Origin of the sequence: Microbacterium sp. Leaf320 (assembly GCF_001423485.1) — a bacterium.
In the GTDB taxonomy this organism is placed as follows: domain Bacteria; phylum Actinomycetota; class Actinomycetes; order Actinomycetales; family Microbacteriaceae; genus Microbacterium.
The window spans coordinates 459,725-482,527 of record NZ_LMOD01000002.1; the positions used below are offsets into that span (position 1 = coordinate 459,725).

20 protein-coding genes are annotated in these 22,803 nt (G+C 67.8%); 4 read left to right on the forward strand and 16 right to left on the reverse strand.

Annotated features, from left to right (window positions below; translation table 11 throughout):
- The first annotated feature begins 45 nt into the window (after positions 1-45).
- On the forward strand, positions 46-2,706 hold the full coding sequence (locus tag ASF63_RS07030) for a penicillin acylase family protein (RefSeq protein WP_056511294.1): 2,661 nt from the start codon (positions 46-48) through the stop codon (positions 2,704-2,706).
- Positions 2,707-2,725: 19 nt separating this feature from the next.
- Here the strand turns inward: ASF63_RS07030 and ASF63_RS07035 are convergent, their stop codons facing one another.
- Positions 2,726-4,090, reverse strand: a complete 1,365-nt coding sequence (locus ASF63_RS07035) for an MFS transporter (RefSeq protein ID WP_056511296.1) — start codon at positions 4,088-4,090, stop codon at positions 2,726-2,728.
- Between the two features lie 103 nt (positions 4,091-4,193).
- Here ASF63_RS07035 and ASF63_RS07040 point away from each other — a divergent pair, with 103 nt between their 5' ends.
- Complete coding sequence (locus ASF63_RS07040; protein ID WP_056511299.1) at positions 4,194-4,955, forward strand: alpha/beta fold hydrolase; 762 nt, start codon at positions 4,194-4,196, stop codon at positions 4,953-4,955.
- A gap of 79 nt (positions 4,956-5,034) precedes the next feature.
- Here ASF63_RS07040 and ASF63_RS07045 read toward each other — a convergent pair whose 3' ends face one another.
- The 15 genes from ASF63_RS07045 to ASF63_RS07115 form a co-directional block, all read right to left on the reverse strand.
- Positions 5,035-5,937, reverse strand: a complete 903-nt coding sequence (locus ASF63_RS07045) for a hypothetical protein (RefSeq protein WP_056511302.1) — start codon at positions 5,935-5,937, stop codon at positions 5,035-5,037.
- Between the two features lie 265 nt (positions 5,938-6,202).
- A complete protein-coding gene (locus ASF63_RS19315; RefSeq protein ID WP_056511307.1) occupies positions 6,203-7,018 on the reverse strand; it encodes a DUF2510 domain-containing protein in 816 nt (271 codons plus the stop codon).
- A gap of 21 nt (positions 7,019-7,039) precedes the next feature.
- On the reverse strand, positions 7,040-7,429 hold the full coding sequence (gene mnhG, locus ASF63_RS07055; RefSeq protein WP_056511310.1) for a monovalent cation/H(+) antiporter subunit G: 390 nt from the start codon (positions 7,427-7,429) through the stop codon (positions 7,040-7,042).
- Positions 7,426-7,695, reverse strand: a complete 270-nt coding sequence (locus tag ASF63_RS07060) for a monovalent cation/H+ antiporter complex subunit F (protein WP_056511313.1) — start codon at positions 7,693-7,695, stop codon at positions 7,426-7,428. Before ASF63_RS07060 ends, mnhG begins: the two co-directional genes overlap by 4 nt.
- Positions 7,692-8,309, reverse strand: a complete 618-nt coding sequence (locus tag ASF63_RS07065; RefSeq protein ID WP_056511316.1) for a Na+/H+ antiporter subunit E — start codon at positions 8,307-8,309, stop codon at positions 7,692-7,694. The genes ASF63_RS07060 and ASF63_RS07065 overlap by 4 nt, the downstream gene beginning before the upstream one ends.
- Complete coding sequence (locus tag ASF63_RS07070; RefSeq protein WP_056511320.1) at positions 8,306-9,859, reverse strand: Na+/H+ antiporter subunit D; 1,554 nt, start codon at positions 9,857-9,859, stop codon at positions 8,306-8,308. The genes ASF63_RS07065 and ASF63_RS07070 overlap by 4 nt, the downstream gene beginning before the upstream one ends.
- On the reverse strand, positions 9,856-10,494 hold the full coding sequence (locus ASF63_RS07075; RefSeq protein WP_082477907.1) for a Na(+)/H(+) antiporter subunit C: 639 nt from the start codon (positions 10,492-10,494) through the stop codon (positions 9,856-9,858). The genes ASF63_RS07070 and ASF63_RS07075 overlap by 4 nt, the downstream gene beginning before the upstream one ends.
- The gene (locus ASF63_RS07080) at positions 10,494-13,436 is read right to left on the reverse strand and encodes a Na+/H+ antiporter subunit A (protein WP_056511323.1); all 2,943 of its coding nucleotides are present in this window, start codon (positions 13,434-13,436) and stop codon (positions 10,494-10,496) included. The genes ASF63_RS07075 and ASF63_RS07080 overlap by 1 nt, the downstream gene beginning before the upstream one ends.
- A gap of 181 nt (positions 13,437-13,617) precedes the next feature.
- Complete coding sequence (locus ASF63_RS07085; RefSeq protein WP_056511326.1) at positions 13,618-14,334, reverse strand: GntR family transcriptional regulator; 717 nt, start codon at positions 14,332-14,334, stop codon at positions 13,618-13,620.
- A 5-nt stretch (positions 14,335-14,339) separates the two neighbouring features.
- Complete coding sequence (locus ASF63_RS07090) at positions 14,340-15,386, reverse strand: aldo/keto reductase (RefSeq protein WP_056511329.1); 1,047 nt, start codon at positions 15,384-15,386, stop codon at positions 14,340-14,342.
- Positions 15,383-16,531 (reverse strand): mandelate racemase/muconate lactonizing enzyme family protein, encoded by a 1,149-nt coding sequence (locus ASF63_RS07095; RefSeq protein WP_082477909.1) that lies wholly within the window; start codon positions 16,529-16,531, stop codon positions 15,383-15,385. The genes ASF63_RS07090 and ASF63_RS07095 overlap by 4 nt, the downstream gene beginning before the upstream one ends.
- A complete protein-coding gene (locus ASF63_RS07100; RefSeq protein WP_056511331.1) occupies positions 16,531-17,394 on the reverse strand; it encodes a carbohydrate ABC transporter permease in 864 nt (287 codons plus the stop codon). Before ASF63_RS07100 ends, ASF63_RS07095 begins: the two co-directional genes overlap by 1 nt.
- Positions 17,387-18,349, reverse strand: a complete 963-nt coding sequence (locus ASF63_RS07105; protein WP_235560725.1) for a carbohydrate ABC transporter permease — start codon at positions 18,347-18,349, stop codon at positions 17,387-17,389. Before ASF63_RS07105 ends, ASF63_RS07100 begins: the two co-directional genes overlap by 8 nt.
- Positions 18,350-18,362: 13 nt before the next feature.
- A complete protein-coding gene (locus ASF63_RS07110) occupies positions 18,363-19,616 on the reverse strand; it encodes an ABC transporter substrate-binding protein (RefSeq protein WP_235560726.1) in 1,254 nt (417 codons plus the stop codon).
- Positions 19,617-19,693: 77 nt separating this feature from the next.
- Entirely contained in the window at positions 19,694-21,037 is a 1,344-nt protein-coding gene (locus tag ASF63_RS07115; protein ID WP_056511337.1) for an alpha-L-fucosidase, read from the reverse strand.
- 85 nt (positions 21,038-21,122) lie between these two features.
- Between ASF63_RS07115 and ASF63_RS07120 the strand changes: the two genes are divergently transcribed.
- Complete coding sequence (locus ASF63_RS07120) at positions 21,123-22,451, forward strand: alpha-L-fucosidase (RefSeq protein ID WP_056511341.1); 1,329 nt, start codon at positions 21,123-21,125, stop codon at positions 22,449-22,451.
- A gap of 14 nt (positions 22,452-22,465) precedes the next feature.
- Positions 22,466-22,795, forward strand: a complete 330-nt coding sequence (locus ASF63_RS07125; protein WP_056511344.1) for an L-rhamnose mutarotase — start codon at positions 22,466-22,468, stop codon at positions 22,793-22,795.
- Positions 22,796-22,803: the final 8 nt, after the last annotated feature.

Below are 22,803 nucleotides of genomic sequence, written 5' to 3' on the forward strand. Positions count from 1 at the left end.
TCTGGGACTGAGTCCCACCCTGCCTTCCCGAAAGAGTTCTCGAAGATGACAACTGATTCGCTGGAGATCGTCGACCCTGCGCGCCCTTCACTGGGTGCGCGCATCGGCCGCATCGCCTTCCCCGTCGTGGCTGCGATCGTCGTGATCGCCGTCGCCGCCGCCTTCTTCGTCACCTGGACGATCCAACGCTCCTTCCCCCAGACCGACGGCACCCTGCCCCTCGACGGCCTGGAGGCCGAGGTCACCGTGCAGCGCGACGACCGCGGCATCCCGACCATCACCGCCGACTCGACGCACGATCTCTTCTACGCCGAGGGCTTCGTGCACGCACAGGACCGATTCTTCGAGATGGACTTCCGCCGCCACGTCACGGCGGGTCGTGTCGCCGAGATGTTCGGGGAGTCGCAGGCCGGGACCGATGCGTTCCTTCGCACCCTCGGCTGGCGCAAGGTCGCCGAGGCCGAGGTCGAGGCCATGGACGAGGCGACCCTCGGCTACTACGAGGCCTACGCCGACGGCGTCAACGCCTACCTCTCATCGCGGTCCGGCGCTGAGCTGTCGCTCGAGTATGCCGTTCTGGGCATACAGAATCCCGAGTACTCGCCCGAGCCCTGGGAGCCCGCGGATTCCGTCGCCTGGCTGAAGGCGATGGCGTGGGACCTCCGTGGCAACGTCGAGGACGAGACCGAGCGGTCGCTGCTCGCGGCGGAGCTCGCCTCCGGTTCCGCGGATGCCGCCGAGACGCAGGCCACGCTCGACACGCTCTACCCCGCGTATCCGTTCGACGAGCACCCCGTCATCGTCCCGGAGATCTCCACGGTGCCGGCACTCGGGACGGATGCCGAACCCGCCGCGTTCACCACCGAAGAGAACGACGTCGAGAACGACGGAGAGATGCAGCAGGCCACCACCACGATCGAGTGGCAGGAGGCGTCCGACGTGATCGAGGCGGCCAGCATCCTGGTCGGCGACGTCGGCGAGGGGATCGGCTCGAACTCCTGGGTGGTCTCGGGCGATCTCACCGACACCGGCATGCCACTGCTCGCGAACGACCCGCATCTCGGGGCCTCCCTGCCCTCGGTCTGGTACCAGGTGCAGCTCAAGTGCAGCGAGGTCACCGACGAGTGCCCGTTCGACGTCGGCGGCTTCTCGTTCTCGGGGCTCCCCGGCATCGTGATCGGGCACAACCAGCACGTCGCCTGGGGGTTCACGAATCTGACCACCGACGTCACCGACCTGTACATCGAGCGGCTCGAGGGAGACCAGTACTGGCGCGACGGCGCTCTCGTGCCACTCGAGGAGAGCACCGAGACCATCAAGGTCGCCGGCGGCGACGACATCGAGCTGACCATCCGCTCGACGGTGCACGGCCCCATCATCTCGGGACTGACCGACGACTTCACGTCCATCGCCGATGACCCCGAGCCCGGTCTCGCGGCAGGCGGAGCGGCGGGGCCGGCACCGACGGGCGGCGGCTCCGAGTACGCCGTCAGCCTGCGCTGGACGGCACTGGACCCGGGCACCGCGGCGACGGCGATCTTCGCTCTGTCCACCGCGCAGGACTTCGAGGAGTTCCGTCACGCCGCGTCGCTGTTCGATGTTCCCGCCCAGAACCTCATCTATGCCGACACCGAGGGGAACATCGGGTACCAGACGCCCGGACGCCTGCCGATCCGCGGCGCAGGCGACGGGTGGATGCCGCAGCCCGGGTGGGACAGCAGCTACGACTGGACCGGATTCATCCCCTTCGACGAGCTGCCGGTGTCCTACAACCCCGCTTCGGGGTACATCGTGACCGCGAACAACGCGATCGTCACCGACGATTACCCGTACTTCCTCTCGCGGGACTGGGACTACGGCTACCGGGCGGCACGCATCGCACATCTGATCGAACGACGGGCCGCAGCTGGGCCGCTCACCGCTGAGGACATGCGCGAGATCCAGATGGACAGCGAGATGTGGATCGGCAAGCGTCTGGCATCCGCGATGGGCGAGGTCGAGGTGAAGGGGGCGGGAACAGCGGATGCCGTCGACCTGCTGCGCTCGTGGGATGCGCAGAATGAGGCATCCTCCGCTGCCGCCGCTTACGCGAACGTGCTGTGGTCGAACCTCGTGCAGAACCTGTTCGGCGAGCGCGACGAGCCCCTGCCGATCGACGGGCAGGGCCGTCTGTTCACGGTCGTCGCCGACCTGCTCGACGACCCCGCCGATCCGCTCTGGACCAACCCGGCCCTCGACGTCTCGAGCATGGACGAGATGCTCGCGCTCTCGGCCGAAGAGGCCTACGACGAGCTCTCCGCACTGCAGGGCACCACGGTCAGCGCCTGGAGGTGGGGCGATCTGCACGCCATCACCCTGACGAGCGACACCCTCGGCTCCTCAGGCATCGCCCCGATCGAGATGCTCTTCAACCGCGGACCCTTCGCCGTGAGCGGCGGTGCATCGGTGGTCAACGCGACGGGGTGGGAGCTCGGCACGTCGTATGCGACGACCACGGTGCCCTCGATGCGGATGGTGATCGACCTGTCGGACTTCGACTCCTCGACGTGGATCCACCTCACCGGAGCCTCGGGGCACGCATTCGATGCGCACTACATCGATCAGACTCCCGACTGGGCGGCCGGGGTGCAGAAGCCGTGGGCGTTCTCCGACAACGCGGTGGATGCGGCGGCCCGGCACACGCTCGTGCTGACGCCCGCGGGATAGGCGCGCCTCGACCGGACTCTCAGGCAGGCGCAGACGTCGGCTCGGATGCGGCGGCACGGCGCGCGATCAACCAGATGCCGATCGCAGCGGCGAGGAAGATCCCCGCCAGGATCACCCAGCCCGCGAATCCGAACGTGATCGCCGTGGCGTTCACGACGACAGGCGACGCGAGGGCTCCGAGCGAGAAGCCCATGCCGAACACCCCCTGATACGCGCCCGCCCGCACCGGATCGGCGAGTTCGAAGCTGAGCCCCCACGCTCCGGCCTGTGACAGGATCTCGGCGAAGGTGTGCGTGATCATGCCGATGACGAGGATGACGATCGCCGCCCACGTCGGGAGCCCCGCGGCGAGCGCATAGATCAGGCAGGCGGAGACCATCAGCCAGCCGGCGATCATCGTCACCCTGCCCGCGATACGGAGGTCGTGCGTGCCGCGGGATGCGCGCACCTGGAACAGCACGACCAGCGCCGTGTTGACGATCAGCAGCACCGCGAAGGTGGCATCCGGAGCGGTCGTGTACTCGCTGATCCACAGCGGCACCCCGAGCTCGGCGACTCCGAACTGCATTCCGAAGATCGCCGATAGCGCGCTCAGCAGCAGATATCTGGGGTCGCGCCACGGCGAGCGGCGGTTCCAGTCCCTGCGCTCGGCGGATGCCGCCTCGGCGGCATGGGTGTCGATGGATCCGGTCTCGGTGAACTGAGCAGTGACTCGGCTGCGCGCGGGAGCGTCGACCGCCGACGTCAGCCGGAGCAGCGAGAGCGACCCCAGTGCGCAGACGCCACCCGCGCAGGCGATGACGACCCGGTAGGCCTCCGGAGTGCCCAATGCCAGGGCGATCGCACCGAAACCGGAGCCAGCCGCGATCGCGAGGTTCGTGACGGTCCGCAGCACGGCGCGGGCGTGCACCCGCTTCTCCGGCGCGAATCCTCGCGCGATGATCGCGGACCGGGCCGAGTATCCGAGCGAATCGAAGAAGCCCGAGAGGCTCGCGAGCAGAAGAGCCGACACGAAATCGCCGACGAACGCATATGCGGCGAGCAGTACACCGCCGGCCATCTCGAAGCCGAATGCGAGGCGTCGTGCGCTCCACCGGTCGGCGAGCCAGCCGCCGAGGAGCGAGCCCACCACACCGCATCCGCTCGACACCGCGAGCACCACCGCCGCGAGCGCGGGTGAGAGGCCGATGATCTGCGTGAAGAAGAGCACGGTGACGGCGAGGAAGACACCACGGCCGATCCGCGAGACGGCGGTCGCCGCGACGAGGGCCCGCAGCACCGGGTCGCTCAGACCGTCTGCGATGCGAGCGATGAGGCCCTTCGAAGAGCCTGCTGTCTCGCGCCCCGCCTCGATCTGATCGGGATCGGGATCGGGCGAAGACACCCTTCATCCTCGCACGGCTCCGACCAGCTCCCCATCAGACACCGGTATGCGATCCGCGGATCCCGGGTTAGTCCCACTGCCCTCACTCGGTTAGCGTTGACGGGTGGTCTCCAGCTATCTCGCCCCGAAGGGCACACCCGTCACGCTGCTCGAGTTCGAGCACGCCGGGGCGACCCTGATCGCGGAGACCTTCGGAGAAGGCGCGCACACCTTCCTGCTGCTGCACGGCATCGGCATGGGCCGCAGCGTCTACCTCGACGTCGTGCAGCGACTGCGCGGCCGGGTCATCGCACTCGACCTCCCCGGATTCGGCGAGGCCCCCGAGCCCGCCCGCACGTTCACCATGGAGCGTCACGCCGACCTCGTCGCCGCCTACCTGCGTCACGCCGGTGAAGGTCCGGTCGTCGTGATCGGCCATTCGATGGGCAGTCAGATCGCGGCGGAGCTCGCCGCCCGGCATCCGTCGCTCGTCGAGGGCGTCGTGCTCGCCGGCCCCACGGTGAACAAGGCTGCGCGCAATGTCGCCGCGCAGGCGAGCTATCTGCTGACCGACCTGGTCGGCGAACGCCCGCTGGTGATCTGGCGCGGTGCCCGGGAGTACCTCCGGGGCGGCCCCCACCTGATCCGCAAGATCCGCGCGACCATCGTGCACCAGCCCGAGAAGGCGTTCGCGCGCATCGACCAGCCCGTGCTCGTGCTGCGCGGCGAGGACGACCCGCTCGCGCCGATGAGCTGGTGCCAGGAGATCATCGATGAGATCCCCGGCGCCGACCTGCAGGTGATCCCCGACCACGGTCACGGCACGCTGATCAGCGACTCCGAGCCGGCTGCCCGCCTGATCCAGGGCTTCGCCGACAACCTCTGACCCCGAACTCTCTTCGCCGGCGCGTTCACAACTCAGCATGGTTACTCAGAACGTCTCCGAGTCCGCGCATCTTGGGCGCTCAGCCGCGGTTCGTGCTGAGTCGTGAACGACGCAGATCACTGAACCTCGGTCCGAGTACGGCGATGATCTGCTCGAGCGCCTCCCGCACGGACGCCTGGTCGTTGAGGATGTCCTTCGCGAGGGGCCGGACGGTCACATAGCCGAGCCGGGCCGCGGCGATGTCGCGCTCGCGATCCTGTACCTGTTTCTCCCACCCCTCGTGGAACTCCTTGCTGTCGCACTCGATGATCAGCCATCCGTCCACCACGAAGTCGACGTATCCAACTCCCTCGAGGTAGACCTGCGTCACGTATGCGACGCCCATCGTCCGCAGCAGCAGTCGCATGAACGTCTCCGGGCCCGAATCGGCAGATGGATCGACGAGTGCGCGCAGAGGGCGGAATCGCAGAGGAAGGGCCGCGAACATCGTGGTCAGCTCGTCGAGAGTCAGGAGTCCCTGATGAACGACGCTGTCGAGTGTGGCGAGCGCCTCGCGCGGAGCCTGGCAGAGCACGGAGTGCGCGACGGCATCGATCAACGGAGCCGCGTGCACGCTGCCGCTCACGCTCGTCAGCACCTTCCAATGGAGCACGACTTGTCTGTCCTTGGTGACACGCAGTCGAGACGAGCCGGGAGTCACGAGCACATGCAGCTCGCGGCAGCGGAACACGAAGACGCCCAGCAGGGCGAGCAGCGACAAGCAGGACACCCGACCGCCGATGCGGACCGCGTCGACGACGTCCCGGTGCGTCGAGTCCAGTGCGTATCGATCGCGACGCACGCGCAGGAGCTCTCCTCGCGCGACCGACTCGGCTATCTGACGCCCCGTCATCCCCGTCTGCAGCAGGTCCGATCGAGTGAAGACTGTGTGCGAATAGGTGTCGTCCGTGCGCTGCGCGACGGTCTTGTCGTTCTTCCCCATCGCAGAAGTGTGCGGAAGGCGAGGGCCATCTGTGTGCGCCTTCCCCGCGATGGGGGACGGCTCGCCGGAGCAGAGTTCGGTGCAGGAGAAGTGGCACCGTTCGTCGTCGTTCACTATTCAGCATGAAATTCGTGCAGGCGGTGGTATTGCCCCGTGCAAGTGCATCCCCACACGCTCATGCTGAATTGTGAACCGCGGCGGCCCGACACCGGCCCGGCCCGGCATCGGCACTCGCCCCAGCCCACCCCGCCGCGCGGCGGATGCCTCAGCGCACCGGCGGAGGTGTCGCCGGAAGGAGGAGAGCGTTGCGGCGCGCCCGCGTCAGCAGAAGGGCGAAAGCGCCCAGGCCGCCCATGATCAGGGCGATGAAGACGCCGAACACGATCATGACCACAGTGATGGGGCTCTGCTCCATGACGCTTCCCACCACCGCGACGATCGCACCGATCACAGCGAGCCCGGCCACACACCATCCGACGATCATCGACGTGAGGTAGCCGCGAGGCCCGGCGTGCCCGGGTCGAGGCCCGAACTTCGTGCCGATGTACCAGCTCCACCGGGAACCGGTCCACCAGCGGCTGACCTGCCTCGTCATCGGATACCACCCGGCATCGGGCCCGTCGACCTCACCGGGCAGCGGCTGCACGACCGCGTCTACCACCGGGGCCGACTGCGGAGCGGGAAGCTTGCGCACGCCGTGCGAGTACACGGCGCCGACGATCCAGACCACCGCCACCGACAGAAGCAGCGCGGGGAAGATGAAGTTTCCGGGATTCTGCGTCACCAGCGCCGCGAACAGCTGCAGCATCCCGAGCACGAAGAACAGGATGCCGAGGACCACTCCCATGGCCGGCGGCTCGACGGCCAGCCAGTCGGGCCGCGGCTTGCCGGCGCGAACGCGATACGGCGTCCACATCACGCCGTCCCACCAGCGGACGTCCGTCGTGCCCGGCACCGGATACCAGCCCATCGACAGCGTCGCCGGTGCCGCCGCTCGCTCATGCGCGGTCCACTGCACGCCGTCCCACCAGCGCTGAAGACCCGGCGTACCCGCGTCGTACCACCCCTGCGGTGCTGACATCGTCCCCCCCTCTGTACCCCCTCAGCCCGCGCCGGGAGGAGTCTGCTTCGATTCCGCGAGCTCGTCGACGACGAGGCTGCGCTCGTCGGTCGTGCCGTTGCGATAGGCCTGCCGTCCCACGATATGCGCAGACAACGGGGCGGTGGCGAACTGCATGAGCACGATCGGGGCGACGAGGGCGAGACCGACGAGGATCCCGCCCACCGTGCGCAGCGACAGCGCGATCGCGAGACAGATCAGGATGAGCCCCAGCACCTGGGGTTTGGTGGCGGCATGCAGTCGAGACGGCACGTCGCGGAAGCGCAGCAGTCCGACGGCGGCCGAGAGGCAGAGCAGGGCACCGAGCAGGATGAGCACGAGAACGGCGACGTCGATGACGCCGTCGGGGATGCTGAGGCCGAATACGTTCATGGCGTCGTGTTGTCCCTTCTGGCGACGAACCGGGCGACCGAGATCGACCCGAAGACGCCCACCGCGGCGATGATGAGCAGCACCGGGATGTTGCGGGTGTGCCCGTTGATCGCCATCTCGGCGCCGAGCACGCACATGACCTCGGTGAGCAGCACATCGGAGGCGACCGCACGGTCGAGGATCGACGGGCCGCGCACGATCCGGATGATCGTCAGGATGGCCGCGAGGCCGAACACGACCATGATCGCCAGAAGCAGGATGGTCATCGCACACCGCCCTTCTTCGCTCCGCCGGCAGGACCGGCATCGCCGGCACGCGCCGCGCGCTCGTCGGCCTTGAGGGCACGGTACTGCTCGGGGGCGCCGAGCGCACGCACGACCCTGCGCTCCCAGCGGAGCACACCCTCCCGCTGCTTCTCGACGTCGGCCAGGCTGCGCACGCCGATCACGTGCAGATACAGCACCTGACGGTCGCGATCGGCTTCGACGACGAGAGACCCGGGAACGAGCGACGACACGACCGACACGTGCGTCATCATGAGGTCGTCCGCGTACTTCAGCGGCACGGCGATGATCGCGGCCCCGGGCTGACGCCGGAAGTCGAACACCTGCACGGTCACCGCGAGCGCTCCCCGCAGCACCGCGAACAGGAACTGCACGACCAGGAGCACGGCGTACCAGACGTTGATCCGCCCGGAGAGCTCGACCGTCGGCAGCCGGAAGACGCGGGTGACGAACACCGCGACGACGAGCCCTGACAGGAAGGCGAGCACCGTGAACTGCGCCCACAGCAGCATCCACAGCACGACGAGCCACGCGAGGAACGGAAGCTGCACGCGGATGTCACGCCAGAAGTGACGGCCGGTCTCGGTGGGGCTCATCCCTCGACCTCGTCTTCCAGCTGGATGAGGCTCACCGGGTCGAGCAGAGCTTCACCGATGCGGTCGCACAGCGCGTAGAGCGGGCCGGCGAAGACGGTCAGTGCCAGAGTGACCCCGACCATGCCGGCTGTCGCGACGGTCATGATCCTCGGGATGCGGCGACGCTCCTGCTGCTCGTCCGCCGCCGGGGCGTTGCCCAGGTACGAGATGCGTCCCTCGGTCTCGGCGGAGTCCTCCTCCTCGCGCCAGAACGCGAGGTTCCAGGCGCGCATCAGCGCGTAGAGAGTGAGGAGCGACGTGACGATTCCCCCGAAGATCAGCACGATCATCAGCGGTGTTCCGACGGATGCCGCGGCCTCGAACAGCGCGAACTTGCCGATGAACCCGGAGAACGGAGGCAGGCCGCCGAGGTTGATCGCCGGGATGAAGTAGAGCACCGCGATCACGGGCGCGACCTTGAGCAGTCCCTTCACCCTGAGGATCGACGTGCTGCCTGCGCGACGCTCGATGAGGCCGACGGCGAGGAACAACGTCGTCTGCACGATGATGTGGTGGACGATGTAGTACACCGTCGCGCCGATCGCTGCAGGCGTCGCTATCGCGAGACCGAAGATCATGTAGCCCACGTGACTCACCAGCGTGAACGACAGGATTCGCTTGAGCTCCGCCTGAGCGACGGCACCGAGCACTCCCACGATCATGGTCGCGAGCGCGATGATCAGCAGCAGGGTGTCGATGCTGTTGTCGGCGAACAGCTGCGTCTCGGTGCGGATCAGCGCGTACACGCCGACCTTCGTCAGCAAGCCGGCGAAGACCGCGGTGACCGGAGCCGGGGCCGTCGGATACGAGTCGGGCAGCCAGAAGGACACGGGGAAGATGGCGGCCTTGATGCCGAACGCGACAACCAGCATGAGGTGGAGGACGAGCTGCGTCTCTTGCGGCAGCTCGGTCATCCGCTCGGCGATCTGCGCCATGTTCACGGTGCCGAGAGCCCCGTAGATCATCGCGATCGAGGCGAGGAACAGGATCGACGAGACCAGCGACACGACGATGTAGACGGCGCCGGTGCGGATGCGGGACTCGGTGCTGCCCAATGTGATCAGCACGTATGACGCGACGAGCAGGATCTCGAATCCGACGTACAGGTTGAAGAGGTCGCCCGCGATGAACGCGTTGAAGATTCCGGCGGCGAGGATCAGGTACGACGGGTTGAAGATCGAGATCGGTGTCTCGTCGGTGCCGTCTGCCGCACCCTGACCGATCGAGAAGAGCAGCACGGCGAGCAGCACGATGCTCGAGATGAGCACCAGGAGGGCGGCGAGCCGGTCGACGTAGAGGACGATGCCGAACGGCACCGGCCACCCGCCGACCGAGACCGCGAGCGGCTCACCGGCGTCGACGACCACCAGCAGCACCGCGGCGATGACCGAGACGATCGCCAGGGTCGCGACCGTGACGAAGGCCTGAAGTCGGGGGTTGCGGCCGAAGATCAGCGTGACCGCGGCGCCGAGCAACGGCAGCGCGACGAGCAGCGGGACGAGGGCGCTCATGGGCGGTCCTCCCCGTCTGTCGTGTCGCCTGGAGCACCGTTCTCGTCGTCGTCCTCGGGCGGAGCCGATTCGTGGGCGAGAGTGGATGCCGCGGCATCCGCATCCGCCTCCGCCTCCGGGTCGGACCGAGGGGCGGTCGGACGGTCTGTGGGCGCATCATCGTGGATCGCAGGGTGGTCGCGCATGTGCAGCACCGTGATCGGCGAGGTCTGCACGCCGACGAAGTCGGTGGTGGCCTCGTCGTCGGCGGCGTCGGCCTCGTCGTCCATGAGATCCTCGTCGGCATCGGTGCGCTCGCGGAGCGCGATGTCAGCCTCGTCGTCCTCGACGGTATCGGCCTGACCCAGCTGCCAGGAGCGGTAGATGAGGGCGAGCAGGAACGCCGAGACGGCGAACGTGATGACGATGGCCGTGAGCGTGAGCGCCTGCGGGAGCGGATCGCTGAGCTCGCCTTCGGTGCCGAAGAAGGGCGCGTTGCCCGGGACGCCCATCACGATGAGCAGCAGGATGTTCGTGGCGTTGCCGAGCAGGAGGAATCCGATCAGCACGCGGGTGAGGCTGCGCTCGAGCATCGCGTAGACACCGCAGGCGAACAGCACGGCCATGATCACGATCAGGGTCAGGGAGACATCCATCAGATGGTCACCCCCCGCTCACGGAACTCCTGCGCCTGACGGTCGACCTCGGCGCCGAGGCTGCGCAGCACATCGAGCACGAGCCCGATGACGACGAGGTAGACGCCGATGTCGAAGATCGTCGACGTGACGAACTCCATGTGGCCGATGCCCGGGATCTCCCACTCCCAGAACGTGCTGGTGAGCGGGGCCATGCCGAAGAACAGCGGTACGACGGCGGTTCCGACGGCGAGGATGAGGCCGGTGCCGAGAAGTCGACCGGCATCCGTGGGCGCAGCCGCTCCGAGCTCCCAGCGTCCGCCGGCGACGTATCGCATGACGAGCGCCATTCCGGCGACGAGTCCGCCTGCGAAGCCGCCACCCGGGAGGTTGTGCCCGGAGAACAGCAGGAAGATCGACACGACGATGATGGTGTGGAACAGGATGCGGACGATCACCTCGAGGAGGATCGACCGATTCTCGGGCTTCATCTTCTGACCGCCGACGAGCCAGGCGCGAGGGCTGCTCTCGTTCTCGGAGGTCTGGAAGCGCACGCCCTCGGTCGTCTCGACGAGGGGGCGGCTGAGGGTGCGACGACGGCGGGCCTTCGGCAGCGTCTTCGTCGCCGAGAGCATGTCGGCCCGGTGCGTGACGAAGACCAGAGAGGCGACTCCGGTGGCGGCCAGCACGAGCACCGAGAGCTCGCCCATCGTGTCCCATCCGCGGAGGTCGACGAGCGCGACGTTGACGACGTTCTTGCCGTGGCCGATCTCGTACGCGAGCTTGGGGAAGGCCTCGGAGATGGGGTCGGAGACGCGCGACTGCGTCGCCACGATCGCGACCAGAGCCATCGTGAGGCCCACCCCGACACCGAGGAGAGCCCGGGGGATGCGACCGACGGATGCATTGTGCTCACCCATCCGCGCCGGCAGGCGGCGGAGCACGAGGGCGAACGTGACCATGGTCACCGTCTCGACGAGGATCTGCGTGAGCGCCAGGTCGGGGGCGCCGCTCGTCGCGAACAGCACGACCATGCCGAGACCGGTGATGGAGACGAGCACGACACCGGTGTAGCGCTTCTGCGCGCGCACGGCCATGACGGCGGCTGCCGCCATCATCGGCGCGACGACCACCTGGGCGGGCGTATGCCAGGCGGAGAGCTGGAAACGGTCGATGTCGCTCGCCAGCAGGGCCGTGATCTCGGCCGCCACGAACACGACGAAGATCGTGCCGACGTAGACGGGGAGGGAGCCTCGCTGGGTCAGTGTCGTGCTGAGCACCGAGAGGCGGTCGATGCCGCGCATCACCAGGTAGTAGACGTCCGCAGCGGTGAACCGGATGAGGCGCGCCTTGCGGTCCCACCCGGTGCGCACGGTGAGCAGGAAGAGCCCCGCGCCGAGGAGGATCGAGAGGATCGAGATGCCGAGCGCGGGCTCCAGCCCGTGCCAGAGCGCAAGGTGTCCGGGCCCCTCCGCGGCCACGCCCTCCGCATCGAGACCGGGGGTCGCCGTGAGTGCGTAGCCCTGCAGGGCGGTGTCGAGCGCGGGTGCGCCGATACCGGCGGCGATCGTGATTCCGGCGAGGATGATCGGCGCCGAGAGGAAGCCGACAGGCGGGTCGGGCCAGGCGGTGTCCGGCAGGCGGTCGCCGACGGCATCGCGCTTCTTCCAGAAGGCTCCCCAGAGGAAGCGGATGCCATATGCCGCAGTGAGAATGGAACCGAGGCTGACGCCGATGATCGCGACGAGACCCCAGGGGGATCCGTGCATGGCGTCGTCGAGGAGTGCGGTGAGCGTCGACTCCTTCGCGACGAACCCGATGGTCGGAGCGATGCCGGCCATCGAGGCGACCGAGATGAATGCCGCGGTCGCCATGACAGGGGCCTGACGACCCACACCGCTCAGCTCATCGATGTCACGGGTCGACAGCTGACGGTCGATCACGCCGACGATCAGGAACAGTGCCGACTTGAACAGCGCGTGTCCGATCACGAGCGCGAGCCCCGCCAGGGCGCTCGCCTGCGTGCCGTAGCCGATCACGATCGAGAAGAACCCGAGCTGGCTCACGGTGCCGAAGGCGAGGATGCGCTTGAGGTCGGTCTCGCGAAGTGCCTGGATGCCGCCGATGAGCATCGTCACGATCCCCAGCGAGATGATGATCGGTCGCCAGGGCCCGGTGAACGCGAAGATCGGTGCGAAGCGCGCGATCAGGTAGATGCCCGCCTTCACCATGGCCGCCGCGTGCAGGTAGGCGCTCACCGGCGTCGGCGCAGCCATGGCTCCCGGCAGCCAGAAGTGGAACGGGAAGATCGCCGATTTGCTGATGGCTCCGACCAGGAGCATCACCACTGCGGCGTCGACGATGGGACCGGTGGGGGCGAGCTCGAGGATCTCGCGGATGCTGGAGGTGCCGGCATCGACCACGAGCAGCACGACACCGACGAACATGACGAGGCCGCCGAGGGTGGTGACCAGGAGCGCCTGCAGGGCCGCGCGTCGGCTGGCCGCACGGCGCCGGTAGTGCCCGATCAGGAGGTACGAGAGGATGCTCGTCACCTCCCAGAACATGACGAGCATGACCAGGTCGTCGGTCAGGACGAGACCGTACATCGCGCCGGCGAACCCGAGCAGGACGGCCGCGAACTGGCCGATCCCCGCCGAGTCGTCGTGGAAGTACCAGCGGCAGTAGAGCAGAACGAGAGCACCGACGCCCGTGACGATCAGGGTGAGCACCCAGCCGAGCACGTCCATGTTCATAGACAGGTTGAGCCCGAGCTGCGGGATCCACTCGACCGACACGAATGGCGTGGGCCCGTCGAGCACCTGGGGGGTGAGCACCAGCGCATGGACGAATGCCGCTGCGGGAATGAGAGCCGCGATCACGAATGCCTGAGACCCCAGCCATCGCACCAGCACGGGCATCAGGATCGACCCGAGGAGGAACACGGCGAGGAGCGTCAGCATATACGCGGCTCCTCAAAGCTCGTCGGCCGGGGGGCGGCGCAGGCGGGCGGGCGGGTGTCGATATCGAGTTTACCTTGATATTCCGCGCTTTCGGGCCGATGATGTCCGTCGCGGATGGCGCAAATGGTCGACTTCCCCCGGATTTTCGGGCACTTTGCGCGCTCCGAATCCGGAAATCAGATCATTCGGATGCGTTCTCCGCCCGCCGCGCGAGCGCGGGGCCGAGCCGGTCGTACGAATTCTCGATGTGAGCGCGCATCGCCTCGGCAGCAGCGTCTGCGTCTCGTCTGCGCAGGGCGTCGAGGATGCCCTCGTGCTCGTTGACCGTGTCGTCCTCGAAGTCGTGGCGGAAGTTCAGTCGGTAGAGGTGCATGTGCGAGCGCAGTCGCACGATGGCCTCCGAGAGCAGCGGGCTCTGCGCATGCTCGGCGATCAGGTGGTGGAAGTGCAGGTCCTCGTCGATGAACCGACGGTAGTTGCGGAAGCTCTCGTCCTCATCGGGGGCGGATGCGGCACGCATCTGCACGACGGATTCGGCGAGTTCGCTCTCGGTGTCGTCGTCGAGATGGGTCGACGCGCGACGCGCGGCCTCCGGTTCGAGCAGCTCGCGCATGTCGTAGAGGTCGCGAAGACCTGCCTCGTCGAGCAGAGGGGCCGCGACGTAGCCTTTGAGCGCCCGCTTCGCGACGAGTCCCTCGGACTCGAGGCGCGTGAGGGCCTCTCGCACAGGTGTCGGCGAGACATCGAGATCGCGAGCGACCGCATCGATGTTCACTCGGGCGCCGGGTTCGATGACCCGGTCCATGAGAAGGCCGAGCACCGCGTCGTACACGTCATCGACGAGGGCGCGTCGCGCCGGGAGCGGCCGCGGTCCGCGTGCCTCGTCGTCGCCGAACATGAGTCTCATCGTACGGGGTGCCCTTCTCGGCCAACGGCCTGCCGCGCGGGGGCGACTTCGTGGCTGATCAGGCCCCGTTCCCGGAGTTCGCCCCACACCTCGTTTCCGACATGTCGAGCGACGAGCCCGCTGTTCCGTGCGACCTGCTCGGCGCTCGCGCCGCCCATCACGACGGCCCCGACTGACGAGTGCGTCAACGGGTACTGGGCGGCCAGCTCCGGGAGCGTCCGTCCATAGCGATGCGCGACGCGCGCGATCGCCTGCGCCCGTTCGACCACCGAGCGGCCCGCGGGGCCGTAGTCGAACGTGGAGTCCTGCCCCGGAGCGTCCGTCGCGAGGATCCCCGAGTTGAACACGGCGGCAGCGAGCACCGTGACGTCGCGCTCTTCGGCCGCGGGGAGCAGGTCGACCGCCGCCGACTGATCCAGCAGCGTCCAGCGCCCGGCGATCATCATCACGTCGGCATCCGTCTCCCGCACGAATAGCGAGAGCATCCTGCTCTGATTCATGCCGGCGCCGAACGAGCGGATGACGCCTTGGTCGCGCAGCTCGCTCAGCGCGGGGAACGCTCCCTCGAGTGCGTCCCGCTCGTGGTCATCCGGGTCGTGCACGAGGGCGATGTCGATGCGGTCGAGGCCGAGACGCTCGAGAGACTGCTCGATCGAGCGCAGCACACCGTCACGCGAGTAGTCGCGCACGCGACGGTGATCGGCGGGAACGTCGAACAGGTTCTCCATGTCGGTGCGGCCCCCGGCATCCTGCGGCACCAGCAGTCGCCCGACCTTGGTCGAGACGATGACCTCGTCGCGCGGCAGGTCGCGCAGACCCTCGCCCAGCCGGCGCTCGGCGAGCCCGAGACCATAGTGCGGCGCGACATCGAAGTACCGCACACCGCCCGCCCACGCTGCGGGCACGATCGTCGGCCAGTCCTCCTCGCCGAGCGCCTGGTAGAGGTTGCCGAGGGCTGCGGCTCCGTACGCGATGGGCGGAGCGGAGAGCCCCGCCCGCCCGATCGCGACGGGCTGCGAACCGGCGGAGACCACGGCGCTCATGACACGATCAGCCGAGCCAGAGCGTCGTCGTCCCACGCGATTCCGAGCCCTGCCTCGGTCGGCGCCCAGCCGCGCCCGTCCTCGATGCGGATCTCGCCGGTCGTGACCGCCCGCAGCTGCGGGATGTGCTCGAGGTACAGCGCGTTGGGGATCGCGCAGACGAGTGACACGTGCAGCTCCATGAGGAAGTGCGGGGCGACGGGGGCGTTGAACGACTCGGCCAGATGTGCGATCTTGAGCCACGGTGTGATGCCACCGACCCGTGCGACGTCGGCCTGCACGATCGATGCCCCACCTCGTTGCAGGTGCTCGCGGAAGTGGCCGAGCGAGTACATGCTCTCCCCGACCGCGATCGGCACCGAGGTCGAGCGGGCGAGCAGACGGTGGCCCTCGATGTCCTCCGCCGGCAGCGGCTCCTCGAACCAGAAGACATCGACCTGCTCGAACAGCCGCGCTCGCCGCACGGCCTCAGCGACCGTGAACGACTGATTCGCATCGACCATGATGTCCATGCCCGGTCCGACGGCGTCTCGCACGGCGCGCAGGCGCTCGAGGTCCTGGTGGCCACGCGGCATCCCGACCTTGATCTTGACGCCGCCCATGCCGCGTTCCTTCGCGTCGACCGCGTGCGCGACCAGCTCGTCGGTACGGAAATGCAGCCACCCGCCCTCGGTGTCGTACACCGGGACGGACGGTGAGGCTCCACCCGCTGCGACCCACAACGGCAGGCCGGCTCGGCGGGTCTTCGCATCCCACACCGCGGTGTCGACCGCGGCGAGCGCGAGCGCGGTGACCGGCCCCACCGTCGTGGCGCGCGTGATGCCGAACAGTGCGAGCCACAGTGCTTCGGGGCGCTCGGCCTCGAGCCCGATCAGCGCGGGCAGCAGCGTCTCGCGCAGCAGGCTGAGCACCGCCCCTCCGCCGGTGCCGATCGTGTAGCTGTATCCGGTGCCCTCGGTGCCGTCCGCAGTGCGCAGCCGCACGAGGATGGTCTCCTGCTTGACGAACGTCTGCAGAGCATCCGTCCGCTCGGTCTCGACCGGCAGGTCGCACAGCTGCGCCTCGGCGTGCACGATGCGGCTGCCTGCCGTGGCATCCGCCGTGACCTCGAGGAGGCCCCGGGTGGTGTGGTGTGTCGTGGTCATCAGCGTCCTCCGAGTCCGCCCAGGGTGACTCCCTTGATGAGCTGCCTCTGCAGCAGCAGCACGAGGATCAACGAGGGGATGACGGCCAGCGTCGACGCGGCCATCAGCAGCGACCACTGCGTGCCGAACTGACCGGTGAACATGCCGAGCCCGAGGGGCACGGTGGCCATGTCCTGCGTGTTGATGATGATCAGCGGCCACAGGTACGAGTTCCAGTAGCCGATGAACGAGAACACCGCGAGCACGCTCAGCGGCGCGACGAGCTGCGGAAGCAGCACCGACCACAGGGTGCGGAGGCGCGACGCACCGTCGATCAGCGCCGCTTCCTCGTACTCCATCGGGATGGTGAGGAAGAACTGGCGCATCAGGAAGGTGCCGAACGCGGTGAACGCGAACGGGATGATGAGGGCCGCATAGCTGTCGTTCCACCCCCAGCTGTTGATCATGATGAACAGGGGGACGACCAGCACCTCCTGGGGCAGCACGAGCGTGAGCACGAACAGCAGGAAGAGCTTGTCGCGGTACTTGAAGCGCAGCCGCGAGAAGGCGTACGCCGACAGCACTGCGACGATCACCGAGAGCGCGGCGCCGAGGATCGCGACGAGAAGGCCGTTGAGGATGAACCGGCCGAAGGGCACGACCGTCCACGCCTCGACGAAGTTGGCCCAGCGGATCTCCGAGCCGAAGATCTGCGGTGTCGCCGTGAAGACCTCGTTCTCAGGCTTGAGAGCGGTGAGGAACATCCAGATGAACGGGAACGCGAAGATCAGCGCGACCACGGCGATGGCTGCGGTGTTCAGCCACTCCTTGATCGAGTCCCGGCGCTGACTCGCTCGACGAGGCAGACTCACGACCTCACTCATAGTTCACCCACCTGCGCTGGCCGACGAACTGCAAGGCGGTGATGAGCATCACCACGAGGAAGAGGATCCACGCGAGAGCGGATGCATAGCCGAGCCGATCGAAGACGAAGCCGTTGCGATAGAGGTACAGCACGAAGGTGTTGGTGCTCTCACCCGGTCCTCCCTGGGTGAGGAACAGCGGCTGCACGAACACCTGGAAGGCGCCGATCATCGTCATCGTCGAGCAGAAGAACAGAGACGGCGACAGCAGCGGCAGGATGATGAACCGCAGACGCTGCCAGGCCGATGTGCCGTCGATACGGGACGCCTCGAGCAGCTCCTTCGGGATGGCGCTGAGACCTGCCGACAGGACGATCACGTTGTAGCCGAACGACTGCCACACCGACATCGCGATCACTGAGGGCAGCGCCCAGGCCGAGTCGGACAGCCAGTTGGGGCCGTCGATGCCGACCGTCGCGAGCATCGAGTTGACGAGGCCGTCCTGCGAGAGCAGAAGACGCCACACAAGGGCGTTCGCCACCATCGGAGTGATGACGGGCAGGAAGAAGATGACCCTCCAGGCCCCTGCCGCCTTCATGCGCGTGCTGAGCCACAGCGAGATGGTGAGGGCGACGACGAGGTTCAGCGCGGTGTAGACGATCGCGAAGATCAGCGTGTTGCCGAGCACCGTGTAGAACGTCGGGTCGCGGAACAGTTTGATGTAGTTCTCGAACCCGATGAAGTCGGGGCTGCCGAACAGCTTCCAGTCGAACAGGCTGATGAATGCCGACCCGAACAGCGGCGTGAGGGTGAAGAGGACGAACCCGATCATCCCCGGGGCGAGGAAGGCGACCGCCACCCAGCCGTTGCCGCGTCGGCGCGGCGGCCTCGGAACCCGCGGGGCGGGAGAGCCGAAGGGCACCCCCGCCGCGCCGGGCATCGAAGAGGAGGCCGTGGCCTCTCTCCGCTCGCTCATGATCGCCATCCGCTCAGCCCGCGACCGAGTTCTGGATCGTCTCCATGATCTCCGCAGCCGTCAGCTCACCCCGGTAGCCCTGCACTCCGTACTGGGTCATCAGGGTCTCGACCTGGTTCCAGGTCGGGGTCGTGCGCTGCGGGGTCGCGTCGGCGAGCAGAGCCTCGACCACCTCGGCGGCGCCCTCTGTCTTACCCTCGGCCCAGGCAGGCAGCGCCTCGATGCGCGCGGGGACGATGCCGCGGGCCTCGGCCTGCTTCTCCTGCACCGACACCGACGTCAGCGCCTCGATCGCGGCGAAGGCCTCGTCTGGGCGGTCGCAGTTCGCAGCGATGCCGAAGCCCGACCCTGCCGTCATCGCGGCCGCCTCGCCGCTTGTCGACGGGACGATCGTGACGCCGAGTGTGAAGTCGGCGGCGTCGGCGAAGCTGCCGTACATCCACGGCCCCTCGATCAGCATCGGCACCTCTCCCGAGGTGAACGCCTGCTGCGAGACCTCGGAGCCGTCGGCGGCCTCAGGCGCCTTGGCGACCTGTTCGACCGACACGAGGTCGAAGAAGCTCTGCATCTGGTCGACGAAATCGGAGTTCGTCAGGTCGAGCTCTCCGTCTTCGGTGACCGCGGGCACCCCGTCGGCGAGTGACCAGGCGTTGGGGATGAAGATGCCGGGAGCGAGCGCGAGGCCCTTCTTCTCTCCGTCGGTGAGGGCTTTGGCGTCGGAGATGAACTGATCGCGGCTGTACTCGGTGCCCGGCAGCTCGAGACCCGCGGCCTGGAACGCCTCGACGTTGTAGAAGAGCACGATCGGCTCGGCGTCGTAGGGGATGGCGCGGATCGTGCCGTCGACGGTCATGCCGCTGAGCATCGACGCATCGATGTTCTCGATGTCGAAGCCGCTCTTCTCGATCAGGTCGTCGAGGGGCATCAGCAGATCGCCGAGCTCCTGCGCCCGGGCAGCCTGGGTGGTGAGCAGGCAGGGCGGGTTCGATCCGCTCAGGCGGGTCTTCACCTTGGTCCAGTAGTCGGCGAAGCTCGGGCCCTCGACCGTGATGTCGAGATCGGGATCCTCGGCCTGCGCACCCGAGATGAAGTCGGCCCACTGGGCCTGGTCGCCCTCGCTGGCGGCCCAGGTGTAGAGCACGAGCGGGCCGCCGGCTTCGCCGCCTCCGCCCGATCCGCCGGCACAGCCGGCGAGGGTGATGGCGGTGAGGCCCGCGACGCCGGTCAGGATGACCCGCTTCGCGCGTCGGGATGAGAGTGCATTCATTCTGTCTGCCTCCTTCATTGGATGCTGATTCGATGCGATGGGTGAGGGGGTATTGCTCTGGTGTTCGGTTGCTCTGGTCACTCGGAGAAGTCGATGGCGATCACGTCGATCAGGGCGCCGCTCGGTTCGGATGCGACGATGCGCAGCTCGCCGAGGTCGTCGCCCGCGGTGGAGGCCTCGTGCACCTCGAAGCTCGCATCGTGGGCGAGATCGAGGCCGTCGGCGAGACGATGCACGCGAGTGATGCGGCGCACGGGCAGGCCCCGCACGATGATCTCGTCGACGGGCAGCGCCGTCAGATGCAGATACAGGCGTCCGGCCCGGGCGGTCGTAGGGCCGTGGAAGTCGACGCCCTCGGTGGGTTCCGCGCCGATCACGGATTCGGCGTGCGCCTGCATCCAGTCGGCGAACTCCTGCAACCGCTCCTGCTCGACCGCCGGCAGCGTGCCGTCGGGCCCGGGGCCCACGTTGAGCAGCAGGTTCCCTCCGCGGGCGACCACATCGATGAGGGTGACGAGCAGCGACCGTGCAGACTTCTCGTTGTCGGGGCCCTTGCGCCACGCCCAGTGATCGCCGATCGTGAGGCACAGCTCCCAGGGCCCGGAGGGCGGGCTCAGGGGAAAGCCCTGCTCGGGGGTGCGATAGTCGCCCTGCCCGGGGAGGCGGTCGTTGATGACGACGTCCGGCTGCAGCTCCTTGATGAGGCGGCGCAGGCCCGGCGCCGTCCACTCGACGGCGGAGCGCTCCCAGTCGCCGTCGAACCAGAGCAGGTCGATCTGTCCGTAGTTCGTGAGCAGTTCGGTGAGTTGGGCGCGCACGTAGTCGAGGTAGCGCGACCACTCCTCCGGAGAGGACCGACGGTGGCGGTCGGTGGCATCGGGGGTGTCGGCGAACTCGGCGAGGCCCGCGGCGGGCCAGTGCTCGAGCTTGTAGGGCAGATCCTCATCGCGGAAGGCCGGGTAGTCGGGGTGGTTCCAGTCCGGGAGGCTGTAATAGATGCCGACTTTCAGCCCCTCAGCCCGAACTGCATCGACGAACTCCCGCGTGATGTCGCGGCCGAAGGGGCCGTGCTCGACGCCGAAGTCCGACTGCTCCGTGAAGAACATGTTGTATCCCGCGTGGTGGCGGGCGGTGAAGACGACGTAGGTGGCGCCGGCCTCGCGCGCCTGTCGCGCGAGATCTGCGGCATCCCACTCCGTGGGGTCGAACGTCGGCGCAGTCGCCTGGTACTCGGCGACGGTCACGGCGTCCTCCACCTCGTCCGTGCCCGGGATGATCGAGCGCCCGACGAGCGGCCAGGAGATCTCGATCCCCTGCTGCGACGCCTGGTCCCAGTGCACGAAGATGCCGAAGCCCGCGCCGCTGAACCACTCCCCACCGGGAATGCGCTCTGTGGGCCGTCGGAAGCCTGCGTCCGTCATCGAATCTCTCCTTTGAGTTCAAGATTTCCTATAGGATACGTGATAGACGAAACAGTTCACAAGGGTGTGAGGGAAGGTAACGATCATGGCGATGTTCACGACAGATCCCGTTCGTCCGGAGGCGTATCGCGAGTTCGAGCGACCGCTGCCCGAGTGGTTCCGCGGTGCAGCCCTCGGGATCTTCGTGCATTGGGGGCCGTATTCCGTTCCCGCATGGGCTGAGCCGACGGGCGAGCTCGGGGCGGTGCCGAGGGAGGAGTGGTACGCCCACAACCCCTACGCGGAGTGGTACGCCAACACGATGCGCATCGAAGGCTCCCCGGCGCATGCGCACCACGAGCAGGTGCACGGCGGCGCTCCCTATGACGACTTCCTCGACGAATGGAAGGCCGAGGACTTCGACCCCGACGAGGTGCTCGCGGTGGTCGCAGCGACGGGCGCCGGATACTTCATCCCGACGACCAAGCACCACGACGGCGTGACCCTGTGGGACGCGCCGGGAACGGACGGGCGCAACACCGTCGCCCGCGGCCCGAAACAGGACCTGATCGGCGCCTTCGCGGACGCCACCCGCGCAGCCGGACTCCGCTTCGGCGTCTATTACTCGGGCGGGCTCGACTGGCATTTCTCGGGCCTTCCTCCCATCGAGCGCGACGACGACCCTGCCCCCGACGACCTCGCCTACGCCGAGTACGCACATGATCACGTGATCGACCTGATCGACCGATATCGCCCAGACATCCTGTGGGGCGACATCCGCTGGCCCGATGCAGGGATCGAACCGGGGCCGAAGAGCCTCGCGCATGCGTTCCGCACGTTCTACGATCGCGTTCCCGACGGCGTGGTCAACGACCGCTGGGGCGAATCGCACTGGGACTTCCGCACCAGCGAGTACGTGCACGGCACGGCGGTCGAAGTCGGCGAGGCGTGGGAGAACACGCGCGGCATCGGCCTGTCGTTCGGACACAACCGCAACGAGACGAGCGAGCACCTGCTCTCCGCGCACGAGGCCGTGCGCCTTCTCGTCGATGTCGTATCGCGTGGCGGCAACCTGCTGCTGAACATCGGACTCGAGGCGTCGGGGCGCATCCCCGAGCTGCAGCGCCGGACGCTCGAGGGCATCGGCGCCTGGAACGCCCGGTACGGACATGCGGTGTTCGGTGCTCGACCTGAACCACGCATGCAGGCCTCGGACGATCCGTGGATCCGCTGGACCCGCACGGATGACGCGGTGCACGCGGTCATCGATCAGAGCGGTCGCGTTCTTCTGCCAGACCCCGATCGAATCCTCGACGAGCGCACGGCCCGCATCGGCGAGCGCACCGTTGCGGCCGAGCGCGTGGATGGTGGGATCCTGGTCGAAGTGGCGGACGCCGCGGCCCCCGTCGCGATCTCCTTCCGCCCCCGGGACTGACGAGAGGCCTCTTCATGCGCATCGCCCTCCACTCCGAGATCCGCGACGGCGCGATCGACGACTATCGCACGAACCACGCGCGCATCCCGGACGCCCTCGCGGCGACGTTCGCTCGCATCGGCATCCACGACTGGACGATCTGGCGGTCGGGCCACCGCCTGTTCCACCTCGTCGACTGCGACGACTGGGATGCCGCGGTCGCCGCGTTGAAGGACGACCCCGCCGACCACGCCTGGCAGGCCGACATCGGCCGGTTCGTCGAGGTCTTCCGCGACGCCGACGGAGACGAAGGCACAGCTCCTCTCGAGCAGATCTGGGATCTGAGGACTCAGGCCTCGTCCTGACCGCGTGC

Bases quoted from the DNA above. Each gene is read 5' to 3' on its own strand.
- ASF63_RS07030 (WP_056511294.1), top strand. From the start codon at position 46: ATGACAACTGATTCGCTGGAGATCGTCGACCCTGCGCGCCCTTCACTG.
- ASF63_RS07045 (WP_056511302.1), bottom strand. From the start codon at position 5,937: ATGGGGAAGAACGACAAGACCGTCGCGCAGCGCACGGACGACACCTAT.
- ASF63_RS19315 (WP_056511307.1), bottom strand. From the start codon at position 7,018: ATGTCAGCACCGCAGGGGTGGTACGACGCGGGTACGCCGGGTCTTCAG.
- mnhG (WP_056511310.1), bottom strand. From the start codon at position 7,429: ATGAACGTATTCGGCCTCAGCATCCCCGACGGCGTCATCGACGTCGCC.
- ASF63_RS07060 (WP_056511313.1), bottom strand. From the start codon at position 7,695: ATGACCATCCTGCTTCTGGCGATCATGGTCGTGTTCGGCCTCGCGGCC.
- ASF63_RS07065 (WP_056511316.1), bottom strand. From the start codon at position 8,309: ATGAGCCCCACCGAGACCGGCCGTCACTTCTGGCGTGACATCCGCGTG.
- ASF63_RS07070 (WP_056511320.1), bottom strand. From the start codon at position 9,859: ATGAGCGCCCTCGTCCCGCTGCTCGTCGCGCTGCCGTTGCTCGGCGCC.
- ASF63_RS07075 (WP_082477907.1), bottom strand. From the start codon at position 10,494: ATGGATGTCTCCCTGACCCTGATCGTGATCATGGCCGTGCTGTTCGCC.
- ASF63_RS07080 (WP_056511323.1), bottom strand. From the start codon at position 13,436: ATGCTGACGCTCCTCGCCGTGTTCCTCCTCGGGTCGATCCTGATGCCC.
- ASF63_RS07085 (WP_056511326.1), bottom strand. From the start codon at position 14,334: ATGTTCGGCGACGACGAGGCACGCGGACCGCGGCCGCTCCCGGCGCGA.
- ASF63_RS07090 (WP_056511329.1), bottom strand. From the start codon at position 15,386: ATGAGCGCCGTGGTCTCCGCCGGTTCGCAGCCCGTCGCGATCGGGCGG.
- ASF63_RS07095 (WP_082477909.1), bottom strand. From the start codon at position 16,531: ATGACCACGACACACCACACCACCCGGGGCCTCCTCGAGGTCACGGCG.
- ASF63_RS07100 (WP_056511331.1), bottom strand. From the start codon at position 17,394: ATGAGTGAGGTCGTGAGTCTGCCTCGTCGAGCGAGTCAGCGCCGGGAC.
- ASF63_RS07105 (WP_235560725.1), bottom strand. From the start codon at position 18,349: ATGAGCGAGCGGAGAGAGGCCACGGCCTCCTCTTCGATGCCCGGCGCG.
- ASF63_RS07110 (WP_235560726.1), bottom strand. From the start codon at position 19,616: ATGAATGCACTCTCATCCCGACGCGCGAAGCGGGTCATCCTGACCGGC.
- ASF63_RS07115 (WP_056511337.1), bottom strand. From the start codon at position 21,037: ATGACGGACGCAGGCTTCCGACGGCCCACAGAGCGCATTCCCGGTGGG.
- ASF63_RS07120 (WP_056511341.1), top strand. From the start codon at position 21,123: ATGGCGATGTTCACGACAGATCCCGTTCGTCCGGAGGCGTATCGCGAG.
- ASF63_RS07125 (WP_056511344.1), top strand. From the start codon at position 22,466: ATGCGCATCGCCCTCCACTCCGAGATCCGCGACGGCGCGATCGACGAC.